Source organism: Candidatus Hydrogenedentota bacterium (assembly GCA_016791475.1).
GTDB lineage: Bacteria > Hydrogenedentota > Hydrogenedentia > Hydrogenedentales > JAEUWI01 > JAEUWI01.
This window is the reverse complement of the sequence record JAEUWI010000005.1, coordinates 112,014-126,376: the sequence shown is the minus strand read 5'-3', so window position 1 is coordinate 126,376 and position 14,363 is coordinate 112,014. Positions and strand designations below refer to the sequence as shown.

The 14,363-nt window shown below is 61.5% G+C and carries 7 protein-coding genes; 6 read left to right on the top strand and 1 reads right to left on the bottom strand.

The features are described 5' to 3' along the window. The first annotated feature begins 84 nt into the window (after window positions 1–84). Window positions 85–3,753, top strand: coding sequence for a hydantoinase B/oxoprolinase family protein (locus JNK74_04255; protein MBL7645387.1), 3,669 nt, complete (start codon window positions 85–87; stop codon window positions 3,751–3,753). A 1,272-nt stretch (window positions 3,754–5,025) separates the two neighbouring features. Beyond that, on the top strand, window positions 5,026–5,478 hold the full coding sequence (gene tnpA, locus JNK74_04250) for an IS200/IS605 family transposase (protein MBL7645386.1): 453 nt from the start codon (window positions 5,026–5,028) through the stop codon (window positions 5,476–5,478). A gap of 298 nt (window positions 5,479–5,776) precedes the next feature. On the opposite strand, the gene ppk2 is transcribed toward tnpA, so the two are convergent. After that, entirely contained in the window at window positions 5,777–6,628 is an 852-nt protein-coding gene (ppk2, locus tag JNK74_04245) for a polyphosphate kinase 2 (GenBank protein ID MBL7645385.1), read from the bottom strand. A gap of 286 nt (window positions 6,629–6,914) precedes the next feature. Between ppk2 and JNK74_04240 the strand changes: the two genes are divergently transcribed. The 4 genes from JNK74_04240 (at window position 6,915) to JNK74_04225 (ending at window position 14,358) form a co-directional block, all read left to right on the top strand. Continuing rightward, the gene (locus tag JNK74_04240) at window positions 6,915–7,520 is read left to right on the top strand and encodes an HNH endonuclease (GenBank protein ID MBL7645384.1); all 606 of its coding nucleotides are present in this window, start codon (window positions 6,915–6,917) and stop codon (window positions 7,518–7,520) included. A gap of 380 nt (window positions 7,521–7,900) precedes the next feature. After that, window positions 7,901–10,378, top strand: a complete 2,478-nt coding sequence (gene priA, locus JNK74_04235; protein MBL7645383.1) for a primosomal protein N' — start codon at window positions 7,901–7,903, stop codon at window positions 10,376–10,378. A 479-nt stretch (window positions 10,379–10,857) separates the two neighbouring features. After that, complete coding sequence (locus JNK74_04230) at window positions 10,858–11,028, top strand: hypothetical protein (GenBank protein ID MBL7645382.1); 171 nt, start codon at window positions 10,858–10,860, stop codon at window positions 11,026–11,028. 207 nt (window positions 11,029–11,235) lie between these two features. Beyond that, window positions 11,236–14,358, top strand: a complete 3,123-nt coding sequence (locus tag JNK74_04225; protein MBL7645381.1) for an alpha-mannosidase — start codon at window positions 11,236–11,238, stop codon at window positions 14,356–14,358. The last annotated feature ends 5 nt before the right edge of the window (window positions 14,359–14,363 follow it).

Sequence of the window (14,363 nt, the reverse complement as noted above, 5' to 3'; positions counted from 1 at the left end):
GATCCATCCGACCTATCGGTCGTATCGGTCCTATCCGTCTGATCTTGATATACTGTTGGCGAAACTGAGCAGAAGGAATAAACCATGACGCCCACGAACCACAACGTCCCCGGATGGAATTTCTGGATTGATCGCGGCGGCACCTTTACCGACGTGGTCGCCCGGGATCCGGATGGGGCAGTTCATGTGCGGAAGTTGCTGAGCGTCAACCCCGAGCACTATGGCGACGCGCCCCTTCACGCGATCCGGGGGCTGATGGGCTTGCCCGAGGGCGCGCCCATACCAGCGGGGTCGGTGCGCTCGGTTAAAATGGGCACGACCCTGGCCACGAACGCCCTGCTGGAGCGCAGGGGCGCGCGGGTGGCCTTCTTTGTGACGAAGGGCTTTCGCGATCTGCTCAAGATCGGCTATCAGGACCGGCCCGATCTTTTTGCGCTGCACATTCAGAAGGCGGAGACGTTGGAAGCCTGCACGGTGGAGGTGGAGGAGCGAATCCTGGCCGATGGCGAGATCCGGACCCCGTTGAACTGGGACGCGGTTCGCGCGGAGCTGGATCTCCTGCAAGCCGAGGGTATCGACAGCATCGCGGTGCTGCTGATCAACAGCTACGTGAACCCGATTCATGAATTTCGCATTGGCGAAATGGCGAAGGAACGGGGCTTCACCCAGATCAGCCTGAGCCATGAAGTCGCCAATGAAATCAAGGCCGTGGGGCGCGGGAGCACCACCCTGGCAGATGCCTACCTGACGCCCATCATCCGCGATTATATTGCGCGGGCACAGTCGGCCCTGGGCGAGGGCGCACCCCTGCGCTTCATGCAGTCCAATGGGGGATTGGCGAGCGCGGGGCGTTTTTCGGGGAAGGACGCGATTCTGTCCGGCCCGGCGGGCGGCGTGACGGCCTGCGCGGCGGTGTGTCGCCAGGCGGGTTTCCCGAAGGCCATCGGCTTCGACATGGGCGGCACCTCGACGGACGTGAGCCGCATGGATGGAAGCCCCGAGTTTGTTTACGAGAAACAGGTGGCGGGTGTGCGCATCAAAGCGCCCATGCTCTGGGTGGAGACGGTGGCGGCGGGCGGCGGATCAATCCTGGCCTTCGACGGGCGGCGCTGCACGGTGGGTCCGGAGAGCGCGGGTGCTCAGCCGGGTCCGGCGTGCTACGGTCGGGGTGGTCCGGCCACGGTGACCGATGCGAATCTGGTGCTGGGCCGCATTCAGCCACGCTATTTTCCTGTCTGTTTTGGTCCGGAGGCGGATCAGCCCCTGGACGCGGCGGCGGCCCACGCGCGACTGTCGGAACTGGCGCAGGCCATGAGCGAGGCCACCGGCCGTCCCCACACGGCGGAAGCGGTCGCGGCGGGCTTCATCCGCATCGCGAACGAGAACATGGTGAAGCCCATCAAGGCCATCAGCGTGGCCCGTGGCTACGATGTGCAGGAATACGCCCTGTGCTGCTTTGGCGGTGCGGGCGCGCAGCATGCCTGCGCCGTGGCGGAAGCCCTGGGGATTCGCAACATCGTGATTCATCCCCTCGCGGGGGTGCTCTGTGCCTACGGCATGGGTCTGGCCCGTTTCAGCCACACCGAAACGCGCCCACTCTTGGCGCCCCTGGATGAAAACGCGTACGCGCGCATGACGGGGAGCTTTCGCGACATGGAGTCGGCCGCGCGGTTGGCCCTTGCGGGCGATGGCGTGGCGGAGGATCAGATTCACTTCACACGCAGCGTGGAGCTGCGTTATGCGGGTGTGGACGCGGCCATCGACGTGCCACTGGAGGAAGGGGAGAAACTGGAAGAGCCGTTTCTGGCACTGCACCAGCAGCGCTACGGCTTCACCAAGCCGGGCCACGGCATCGAGGTGGTCAACGCGCGCCTGCTGGCGGAAAGCGGTTCCGGCAGCGTGCCCCGATCCGCACTGCTCTGCCCGAACCCCGAATCGGCCGCCGCCGCTGCGGAGCGACCCGATGTGAACCTGTTGGTGACGGAGCGTCTGCCTGTGACCTTTGAGGCGGCTGCGGGCGGCGTGACGGTGTTGGAGACTCCCGTGATTCGACGGGGTAGCCTCTTGCCCGGCCACTGCCTGGAAGGGCCGGCCTTTATCGTGGAGGAGGCCTCCACCGTGATCGTGGATCCAGGCTGGTCGGCCTCGGTGGACGAGTTTGGGAACTTGATTCTCGCCGCTTCCGAATCGACACGGACCGGGCGTGTCTCCACCAATGCCGATCCCGTGCTGCTCGAAGTCTTCAACAATCTCTTCATGTCCATCGCCGAGCAAATGGGCACCTGCCTGGAGCGGGTGAGCCATTCGGCAAACATCAAAGAGCGGCTGGACTTTTCCTGTGCGCTCTTCGGGCCCGACGGCGCGCTGGTGGCCAATGCGCCCCATATTCCCGTGCATCTGGGCGCCATGGGCGAGAGCGTGAAGGCGGTGCTGCGCGATCGCGGCGATGCGATGAAGCCGGGCGACGTGTATCTCACCAACGATCCCTTCCACGGCGGCTCCCACCTGCCCGACATGACGGTGATCACGCCGGTGTTTTCCCCATCGGGCGAGCGGATCTTCTTCGTGGCGAATCGCGGCCATCATGCGGACATCGGCGGGATCGCGCCGGGATCCATGCCGCCCTTCTCGACGAGTATCGATGAAGAAGGCATTCGTTTTCATGACTTCCTGCTCGTGTCCGAAGGCGCCTTTCGCGAGGCGGAGGTGGTGGAGGCGCTATCGGCCGGTCCCTGGCCCGCGCGCAATCTGGAGGAACGCCTGAGCGATCTCCGCGCGCAGATCGCGGCCAACGTTCTCGGTGTAAAGCTTCTCGAGGGGCTCTGCGCGAAGTACGGCACGGACGTGGTCCAGGCCTATATGCACCACGTGCGTCAGAATGCCGCGGAGACCATGGGCGACTGCATCGCGGCCCTGCCCGATGGCGTGCACACCTTCACCGAGCGTCTCGACAGCGGCGCCGCAATCCAGTGCGCGATCACCATCGATGGCCGCCGTGCGAAGGTGGACTTCTCGGGGACCGCCCCCCAACTCGAGGGCAATCTGAATGCGCCGAGCGCCGTGGTACTTTCCGCGGTGCTCTACGTTTTCCGCACGCTGGTGGGCAAGCCCATTCCCTTGAACAGCGGCTGTCTCGATCCCATCGAAGTAATCATTCCCGAAGGATCCATGCTCGCACCCCAACCGCCCGCCGCAGTCGTGGGTGGCAACGTGGAAACCTCGCAGCGGATCTGCGAGGCGCTCTATGGCGCGCTGGGCGTGCTCGCGGGAAGCCAGGGCACCATGAACAACCTGACCTTTGGCAATTCCCACTTCGGCTACTACGAAACCATTGGCGGCGGCACAGGGGCGGGGCCGGGATTTCCCGGCGCATCGGGCGTGCACAGCCACATGACGAACACGCGCATCACCGACCCCGAAGTGCTGGAGCGCCGCTATCCTGTGATTTTGCACGCGTTCTCATTGCGCAAAGGCTCGGGCGGCGCGGGACAATGGCCGGGTGGCGACGGGCTCGTCCGCGCGATGGAATTCCGCGACGCGGTAACGGTGTCGTGCCTGATGGAACGGCGAACCACGGCGGCCTTCGGCGCGCAGGGTGGCGAGAAGGGCCAGCCGGGCCAGAACTGGCTGCTGAACGACGAAGGCCCGATCATGCTGGAGGGTCACGCGACCTTCGACGTGGCGCCGGGCGACATCGTAATCATCGAGACGCCGGGCGGCGGCGGGTTTGGAATGGTAAATGGGGAATTGTGATTTGCGAATTGAACGTAAAGGCAAAGTTGTCAAGTTACCAGTCTAGTAAGACGATGCGTGTGAACTTTATCACTAAGAGTGCTTCGCCAGTTAACTTGGATCGCAAATGGCACATGGCCCGTAGCCCAGCGATATTGCCTCGGAAATCGATACTCCTCTATTGCCTTCTCTGATCGTGTGACAACTGGACACGTGATACTTTTTACCTTTACCAGAAGTCGCGATATAGACTGTTTGCTCTTGCTGTACTTCTGGAGCGGTACGATGCATGGGCCTGCTTGGGGGAACTGGCGGGGGTACAGGAACGGGGGTTGATGGACTTGGTGTTATCTGGGGGGCTGGCGCGATTTCTGGAGCTACTATCGTGCGAACCGGTGCTTGCTTGGGAGTGTGAGGCGTAGTTGGTGAAGACGTGACCAGAACCGCACATGTAGGCACCAGAAAAATTAGAAATGCAGAAATTGCCCCACAGGAAAGGCAGCCATAGAAAACTTTCTTCCCGGCAGCCTTCTTTGACGACTTCGTCAGCAGTTCCGCTAAGGCCACAGGGTCTTTCTGGGATTCCTCTATGAGCGCAGTGGCTTGACTTCTTGTGAGTTTGTGCAGTTTTCCAAACGGGGTCCCGATGGATTTGAGATACTCCCGTTGGTCCTCTGTCATTGGTTCGTTGTGAGAGGATACGGCGACATGTGCGAGCGGTGGCGCGATTCCGGGCACGGATACAGCACCACCACATCCGCTGCACTTCCCCGTCTGACCTCTGAACTGATCGGGGATTCGTAGTAGCTTGCCGCAGGCAGGGCAATTCAGTTCAATCATTGTGACTTCCCCTTGCCCCGTACTGCCATGGGCATTTCCTTGATGGACAGATAGACACTTCCTTCAGAAACACTTTATGCGGAAGTCGTGAGAAATGATTAAACCATACTTCGTCGATGTTACTCCAGTACGGAAGCGAGAATCGTGGCGCGCAACAGACCGAGAACCCCGCTTGCTTTTTCGGGTGGGCACAGTCGTGGGCACAATAATATCGATATAACGAGTGCAGCACTTGGCGCATTAGAAAGCACTCGCGCATCTCTTGGCCCCGGAGGGGCCGCGGAACTTAGCCCAGGGTGGAGCGAGGTACGAGCGGAACCCTGGGATCATCGCCACAACCCCAACACGAACCCCCAAAGGGGGTGACGGAAGTTCGGTCTGATAGTGTATTATGCTCACATTCCGTGCAGACTCTAACGTACAGGTGGCATTGCACAATCAGGAGGCTGGATTATGTCGCAATCGTACTGTAATCTTCTTTTCCACATGGTCTTTTCGACGAAACACCGGGAGCCGCTGATTACGGAAGAAATACGAGACAGGATCTATTCCTACCTCGGCGGAGCGATCAAGGGCGAGAAGGGCATTCCGATTCTAATCAATGGCATGGAGGATCACGTCCATATTCTGGCCGCGCTGCACCAGGATTCCTCGGTGTCAGCGGTACTCCGGAATATCAAGGCCAACTCCTCAAAGTGGCTTCACCGTGATCTGAAGGGACATGAGAACTTTTGGTGGCAGGCTGGATACGGAGCCTTTACGGTGAGCGCCAGCCAGAAAGATATTCTCTACAATTACATCGCGAATCAAGCGGAACACCATAAGAAGATGACCTTCAAGGAGGAATTCGTCGCATTGCTTGAAAAGCACGGGATTCCGTACGACGAACGCTATATATGGGACTAACCTCGCGGGCCTTCCGTCGCCCCCTTCGGGGGCTTGCGATTGTTGTTGCCGTTGATCCCAGGGTTCCGCTCGTTCCTCGCTCCACCCTGGGCTAAGTTCCGCGGCCCCTCCGGGGCCAAGAGCGGGCCGGAACGCGTCCGAAGCGACTGGCACCGCGAGCACCAAGATGCCCTGTGGCGGCGAGTTTGGAATCGTGAATCGTGAATAATGAAACCTTGAATGGTGCCCAGAGTTCTTATCCTTCGTCTTTCTCAAGTCTCAAGTCTCAACTCACAAGTCACAATTCACAATTCATAATTCAATACACCTCCGGGACGAAATTCTGCTCGCTGATGGGCGGGCGGACGTAGCTGTCGTCGATAACCCTGGGCTCCAGCTTGATGGGTTCGGGGGTGAGGTCCTGGTAGGGCACCAGGCTTAACAAATGGGCGATGCAGTTCAAGCGTGCGCGCATTTTCACGTCGGCGTTGACCACATACCACGGGGCCTGCTTGATGTCGGTGTAGTTGAACATGTCGTCTTTGGCCCGGGAATACTCCACCCACTTCATGCGCGACGCCAGGTCCATGGGGCTGAGCTTCCAGCGTTTGGTGGGGTCTTTCATACGCGCCTTGAACCGCTCTTCCTGGATTTCGTCGTCCACGGAGAACCAATATTTGATGAGGATGATCCCGGAGCGCACAAGCATACGCTCAAACTCGGGACAGGAGCGGTAGAACTCCTGCAACTCGGCGTCGGTGCAGAAGCCCATGACGCGCTCTACGCCCGCGCGGTTGTACCAGCTCCGATCGAAAAGCACCATTTCACCCGCGGCGGGCAGGTGGGGCACGTAGCGCTGAAAGTACCACTGGGATTTTTCGCGCTCAGTGGGGGTGCCCAGGGCGACCACACGGCACACGCGGGGGTTGAGGCATTCGGTGATGCGCTTGATGGCGCCGCCCTTGCCCGCCGCGTCGCGCCCTTCAAAGATGACCACCACCTTGAGGCCTTCGGCCTTGATCCATTCTTGAAGTTTGACCAGCTCGATCTGGAGGGCGCCCAGGGCCTTCTCGTAGTCCTTGCTGGACATTTCCTTCAGCGGCTCGGCGGGCGCAGCCCGCCTCTCCACCTTTTCCCTGCCCTTCTTTTTTTTCTTGTCCTTTTCACCCATGGCGCGCACTCCTTCTCTTGTGCCTGGCGTCATAGTGGCGTTTGCGTTGGTTTTTTGCAAGTACGGCATCGTGTTCAAGCGTTTGAGAGGCGGGGGAACGGTCCCCTTCAAGGAAAGTATGCATGGAGTTCCTCTACTTCGGGGGCGTCGTGGGGCGCTCGTGAAAGCAAAACGACAGCATAGCAGTACACTAACCATAGTTGGGGCGGCCCGCGCGTTGACTTGGCGTCGCCGGCTAATTATACTGTGGCGCACTTGGCTGATCTGTCGTAACCGGAGAAGGGTTATGTTGGATGCACATGTACTTGTACTGAACAAGTCGTGGATTGCCATCAATGTGGCAAGCGCGCGCCGTGCCCTGGCGCTGTTGTACCAGGGCCACGCCCGTGTTGTGCATCCCGCCGATTATTCCCTCTACGAATTTGACGCGTGGTGTGTCCATTCCCGCAAGGAATACCTGCGCGGCACCGACCTTCCCATGGTCCATTCGCCGTCTCAGCCGGTGCTCCTTCCCGAGGTGATCCTGCTGGACGCCTTCAACGGCTTCATCCGCCACGAGATCCGCTTTTCCCGCACCAATATCTTCACCCGCGACAAGCACCAGTGCCAGTATTGCGGGGCGCGGCCGGAAAAAAGCGAGTTGACGCTGGACCATGTGCTGCCGCGTTCGCGGGGGGGGACGGACTCCTGGGAGAATCTCGTGCTGGCTTGCTCGCGCTGCAATGTGAAGAAAAGCAACCGGACACCGGAAGAGGCGAACATGCGCCTGTTGAGCAAGCCCTCCGCACCGCGCTGGCTGCCGCGATTCGGTGTGTCCGTACGGAAGCAGGAGAAGAACAGTTGGCACCGCTTCGTGGACACGTCCTGCTGGGTGACGGACGTGGCGAAGTAACGATAGCGAGTAGATTCAGACCGGTCGCGGCGATTGTCGCGACCGGTTTTTTGGTCATAAGGACAGTCTTTCGTGAGGCTTCGCCTCACCGGCAGAGGATGAAAAGGGCGTCGGGTTACACCCCCCCTACCCCCCCGCAAGCGGGGGGGAACCGGAGGTTGCTTTGATGAGTAGGATTCCCCCGTTTACGGGGGGCCAGGGGGGTAAACTTTCGGGTCGGCAAAGACCGTCGCGAGGTTCTCGTTCAGCCGCTCGAGTACTTTCAGAGCGTCGTCCATTGTCACGGGGCGACGCTGTTCCTGCGCGCGCCTGTTTTCCCGCACAGCCTTGCTTTATACTGAGCGCCTTGACGCTGTTTTCTTCGAGGCCCAGCCCTTCCAATGACTCATCCCACCCCATCGCTCGATTGCGACGTATTCGCCGAGGTCGTGCTGCCCCTGCCGCTCGACCGGACCTTCTGCTATGCCGTGCCCATTGCGCTGCGCCGGCGCGCGGCCCTGGGCATGCGGGCCGTGGTGCCCATGGGCAATCGCGTCGACACGGGTTTTATTGTGAAGCTGGTCGGGGAGCCGACGGTGCCTTCGGTGAAGGCGCTGATCGATCTGCCGGACGAGGTCCCGGTTTTCTCGCCGGAGATGCTCTCGCTCTGCCGCTGGATTGCGGATTACTATTGCTGCTCCTGGGGCGAGGCGCTCCAGTGCGCGGTGCCGAGCGGCCTGAAGATCGGCACCAGGATGCGGTACCGGCTCGTGCCCGATATGATCAACGCGGGCCGTTTTACCGAGCGCCAGAAACAGATTATCGCCGCGCTGTATTCGCGGGATACGCTGACCGAGGGCCAGCTCGCGGCGGTGGCGGGTCGCACGGCCCTGAGCAATACCCTGGCGGCCCTGGTGCGCCGGGGAATCGTTCTCGCGGAACCGGTCCTGCAGGACGCGGGCGTATCCATCAAGCAGGAGCATTACGCCGCATTGCACGCGGAAAACCGGCTGGACAACGATGCGCTCGAAGCGCTGCAACGTCGTGCGCCGAAGCAGGCGGCGGTTTACCTCGATCTGCTCCATTCGGGCGCGACCACGGCTCTGGGCGATTTGAGCGCCAAGCATGGCGCACCCCTTTCCACCATTCGCGCGCTGGAGAAGAAGGGGCTGCTCCGGATCGAGGCGCGGGAGCTCTATCGCGCGCCCGAGACCGGCTCCGCGAACCAGGCGCGGGAGAAATATCCGCTGAACGACGAGCAACAGGCCGCCTACCACGAGATAGTCGGCGCGGTGGAGGCGGGGACTTTTCAAACCTTCCTGCTGCGGGGCATCACCGGCTCCGGAAAGACGGAGGTTTACCTGCAGGCCATCGAGCGGGTGCTGGCGCTGGGCCGCGATGCCATCATCCTGGTGCCCGAGATCTCGCTGACGCCCCAGACCGTGGGGCGCTTTGTAGCCCGCTTTGAACACACGATCGCCGTGCTCCACAGCGGCCTGAGCCTGGGCGAGCGCTACGACGAATGGCGGCGCGCGCAACGCGGCGAGGTACGAATTGTAGTGGGCGCGCGATCGGCGATATTTGCGCCCCTGCCCAATCTGGGCATCGTGATCGTGGACGAAGAGCACGACAGCTCCTACAAGCAGGGCGAGACGCCGCGCTACCATGCCCGGGATGTGGCCATCATGCGCGCGCGCAACAGCGGCGCGGTCTGCGTGCTGGGATCGGCCACGCCCTCGGTGGAGTCCTATTACAACTCGGAGATCGGGAAATCGAAGCGGATCGAGCTCTCCAGGCGCGCCACCGTAGGCTCCCTTCCCAAAGTATCCATCATCGACATGCGCGCGGAAGCAAAAGAGACCGCGGGCAAGATCATTCTGTCGCGCACGCTCGAAGACGCGGTCAACGCGAAGGTGGACGCGGGAGAACAGGTTATCCTGCTGTTGAATCGGCGTGGTTTCGCGCCCTTCGTGCTGTGTCCCCAATGTGGCTGGGTGGCCGAGTGTGAGAACTGCAACGTGAGCCTCACCTATCACAGCGAGGGCAGCCGCCTGCGCTGTCATTATTGCGATGCGACCCGGCCCAAACCCGAGATCTGCGACAAGTGCCATTTCAATCCGCTTATCTATCTCGGCATGGGCACGCAAAAGGTGGAGGACTACCTCATGCGATCCTTTCCCAAGGCGCGGGTGGCGCGGATGGACGCGGACACCACCTCGGGCAAGGGGGGGCATGCGAAGATATTGGGCCGCTTTGCCAAACGCGAGATTGATGTGCTCATCGGCACCCAGATGCTGGCGAAGGGCCATGACTTTCCCGGGGTGACCCTGGTGGGCGTGGTGAACGCGGACACGGGCCTGACCCTCCCGGATTTCCGCGCGGCGGAGCAGGGCTTTCAATTGCTGACCCAGGTGGCGGGTCGCGCGGGCCGGGGCGAACTGGCGGGCGAAGTGTACATCCAGACCTTTCGCCCGAAGCACTATGCCATCGTGGCGGCGGCGAGCCACGACTATCCCGGCTTCTTCCAGCAGGAGATTGGTCACCGCGAGAGCGCCCAGTATCCGCCCTTTCGGCGGTTGGTGAATTTTGCCCTGGAGAGCGAGGATCTGGAGTTGGCCGAGCGGAGTGCGCTGGCCTTGAACAGAATTGTCCGGGAGCTGACGCGAGACGAGGCCTTTCGGGGAATGGAGGTGATGGGCCCCGCACCCGCCGCGGTGAAGCGTGTCAACAAATACTACCGCTGGAATCTGGGGGTGCTATCGAGAAGTCCGGTGAAACTTAACGCCCTCACGCGCCGCGCGCGCGAGGCCTTTCTGGAGGGTCAAAAAGGGCGGAAAGTGTTGTTGAAAGTAGACTTAGACCCCTATGGAACTTTTTAGAAACTTATGGTATGCCAAAGCGAGTCAAATGCCGGGGGGACAACAACTTGGAATTATTTTTCCAACGTGATAGGATTTACCCTCACGGATCGGATCCGTGTGTTCAAACTCAGCAAAAAATTGGAAAGGGTAAATAAATGAGCAAGATTCTTTTGAGCCTGTTGAGCCTCGTCATGATCACCGTTATGGCCGGTTGCAGTGCCCCCGCCCCCGCCCCTGATGGCGACGGCGGTGCTGCGCTCCCTGGTTCACATCGTCCCGACCGCGATGCAGAGGACGCTGCGCCCGCCGCCGAGCCCGCGCCTGCCGCCGAGCCCGCCCCCGCTGCCGAGCCCGCGCCTGCTCCTGAAGCTGCGCCGGCTCCTGCTGAAGGCGCCGCGCCCGCCGAAGCGCCCGCTCCTTCCGCGTCCGCCGCTCCGCTGACCGGTACGACCTGGGCCTGAAAGGATATCCAACTTGCGTTTCTTGAGGGCGACAAGTTGTCGCTCAAAGGTGGCGCGGTGGAGTCCCTCTTCCCGGGCGGTACGGAAGTTCCGTACACGCTTGCCGAAGGGGTGATCAAGGTGGAGCTTATGGGCACCACCTACGCCGGCACCTGGGATGGCGCAAAGTTGGCTATCGACGGTACTGAGGCTACGAAGCAGCAGTAACCACAGGTAATGGAAAATGCAGAGGGCGGCCTCGAATCGAGGCCGCCCTCTTGCCATGTGCGGACATATCCGCAACTTGGCAAAACATTTTCTTTGGGGCTTGGGGGCCCGTATAATAGCGCCCGGTTCCGGGTGCCGCACCCGCCGCCCGCGCAACCATCTTTCCCAGACTTCACAACGATTTCCCCCGAAAGGAAGCGCTTTCCCATGCCCAATTTTGATGCCGAACGCAATATTGAAACCCAGCAGATTGATGCGCGGCTGAAGGAAATCCAGGCCACCATCTACAGCCACCGCCGGCCCATCGGGCCGGTTGAAGCCAGCGTGACCGGCCGGGGTCTGGGTCCGGAGCGCATGCCGAAGTCCGGCTGGAAGCCTTTCAAGGTCATGGACCGCTGGGGCGGCTTCGACCAGACCACCTGGTTCCGCATGACGGCGGTAATTCCCAAAGAATTCGCCGGCCAGCAGGTCGTGGCGCTGATCCGCCACTCGGGCGGCCACTTCGAATGGGGCGTGCCCATGCTTTCGGCGGCGGGCGAGGCTCTGGCCTATATCAACGGCCAGCCCTACCAGGGTCTGGACAAGTTCCACGAGGAGATCGTGCTGTCGAAGAAGGCCAAGGCCGGGGAAAAGTTCGAGATCGCGCTGGAAGGCGTGCCCAGCACGAAGATGGACATCGAGCACCACTTCGAATATGCCGACATGGCGGTGCTCCATCAGGAAGCGTGGGACGTGTATTGGGATCTCCTGGTGCCCTTCAAGGCCTACAAGGCGCTCGACCCCGGCTATGCGCCCGTGCGCCAGCTCTTTGACGTAATCGCAAAGGCGGTCCGCATGGTGGACCTGCAGCACGTGGGCACGCCGGCCTACTACGCCTCCTGCGCGAAGACGAGCGCGTGGCTCAAGAAAGAGCTCAAGCGTTTCGAGAACAGCCACGGCATGGGCAAGCTTATTCTCGTGGGCCACTCCCACATCGACACGGCGTGGCTCTGGCCCCTGCGCGAGACGCGCCGCAAAGTCGGTCGCACCTTCTCCACGGTGCTGCGCCTCATGGAGCGCTACCCGGAGTACCACTTCTCGTGCAGCCAGCCCGAACTGTACATGTACGTGAAGGAGCACTTTCCCGAAGTGTGGAAGGGCATCAAGCAGCGCGTGAAGGAAGGCCGCTGGGAGCCCTGCGGCGCGCCCTGGATCGAACAGGACAGCAACATGCCCAACGGCGAGTCGCTGGTCCGCCAGTTTCTCTACGGCAACCGCTTCTTCCAGAAGGAATTTGGCATGCGTTCGCGCACCGCGTGGCTGCCCGACGCCTTCGGTTACCCGTGGTCCCTGCCCCAGATTCTGCGCCAGTGCCAGATCGACACTTTTGTCACCACGAAGATCGACTGGAGCATGTTCACCAAATTCCCCTACAGCCTCTTCCAGTGGCAGGGTATCGACGGCACCCGCATCCGCGCGTGCATGCCGCCGCTCAACTACAACGGCAATCCCGTGCCCGCCGATTGCATCCAGCAATGGCAGCTTTTCAAGCAGCGCGACAGGATCGAAGAGCTGCCCTTCCCCTTCGGCTGGGGCGATGGCGGCGGCGGCGCGACGCCGGAGATGATCGAGCACGGGCGACGCCTGAAGAACATCATTGGCGTGCCCAAGTGCGAATTCGGCCGCACACAGGACAGCTTGGACCGCATGGCGCAGCAGTGCCCGGACGAGGCCCTGCCCGTATATAACGACGAGCTGTATCTGGAACTTCATCGCGCCTGCCAGGTGACCCAGGCCCGCACGAAGCGCTTCAACCGGAAGATCGAGATCGCGCTTCACGACACGGAGTTCCTCGCGTCCCTCGCCCACCTCAACGGCGGCAAGTACGACAACGACACCCTCTGGACGGCCTGGCGCACGCTATTGACCAATCAGTTCCACGATATCCTCCCCGGCTCGTCGATCACCGAAGTGTACACAACCGCCGAGAAGGACTATGCGAAGGCCCTTCAGACCGTGCTGGACGTGCGCGCGACCGCGCTGCCCAAAGTGCTGGGCAAGAGCAACGAAGCAAGCCCCGGCACCCCGCTGGTCATCTTTAACACCCTCTCCTGGGTTCGCACCGATGTGGTGGAGGCCGAAGTGGCCCTGCCCAAGGGCGCTTTCCATGTGGTCGGACCCGACGGCGTGGTGGCGCCCAGCCAGAAGATCGGCAAGGACCGGATTCTCTTCGAGGCGGCCAATGTGCCGCCCCTGGGCCACGCCGTGTTTCATGTTGTAAGCGGAAAGGGGTCGACCGCCGAGCCTTCCGAGTTGAACGTGAACACGAAGGCCCTGGAAAACGACACCCTGCTTATCAAGCTCGACGGCAACGGCGAGTTTACCAGTATCTACGACAAGCTCGAAGGCCGCGAAGTACTCGCCAAGGGCCAGAAGGGCAACGTCATCCAGTTGTTCGATGACCGTCCCTTCGATCACGACGCCTGGGAAATGGACCACAACTTCGACGAGGAACAGCAGTGGGCCCCGGGAAAGGCGGAGTCCGTCAAGGTGATCGAAGAAGGCCCGGTACGCGCCGTGGTGCGCGTGGTGCGCAAGACCGAAAACAGCACCATCACGCAGGACATCACGTTGTACGCCCTGCTCCAGCGGGTGGATGTGCAGACCCACGTGGACTGGCATGAGAAGCGCGTGCTGATGAAGGTGGCTTTCCCGGTGGACATCCTGAGTTCGAAAGCGACCTACGACATCCAGTACGGCACCATCGAGCGGGCGACCCACGGGAGCCGAGAGCACGAGCGCGCGCGCTTCGAGGTCACCGGCCACCACTGGGCCGATCTGTCCGAAGGCAACTACGGCGTGAGTCTGCTCAACGACTGCAAGTACAGCTATGACATCAAGGGCAATGTCATGCGCCTGTCCCTGCTGCGCGCCCCGGTGCACCCCGATCCCCAGGCGGATCAGGGCGAGCACACGATGGTTTACAGCCTCTATCCCCACAACGGCGATTGGCGCAATGGCACCGTGCAGCAGGGCTACGAACTCAACGTGCCGCTGATCGCGGTATCGGGCGCCGCGGCCGAAGCGGCGGCCTCCTTCGCGAGTATGGACGCGGACAACGTGATCATCGACGCCGTAAAGAAGGCGGAAGATTCCGACGCGCTCATCGTGCGCGTCTACGAGGCTTATGGCCAGCGCGGCGATGTGCTTCTGTCCTTCGCCCGCCCGCCGAAATCCATTGCGGTGTGCGACATGATGGAAGAGAACGACAAGCCCGTGAAGTTCAAGGGCCACACGGCCGCCCTGTACTTCACGCCCTACGAGATCAAATCGTTGAAGATTCAGTTCTAGGGTAA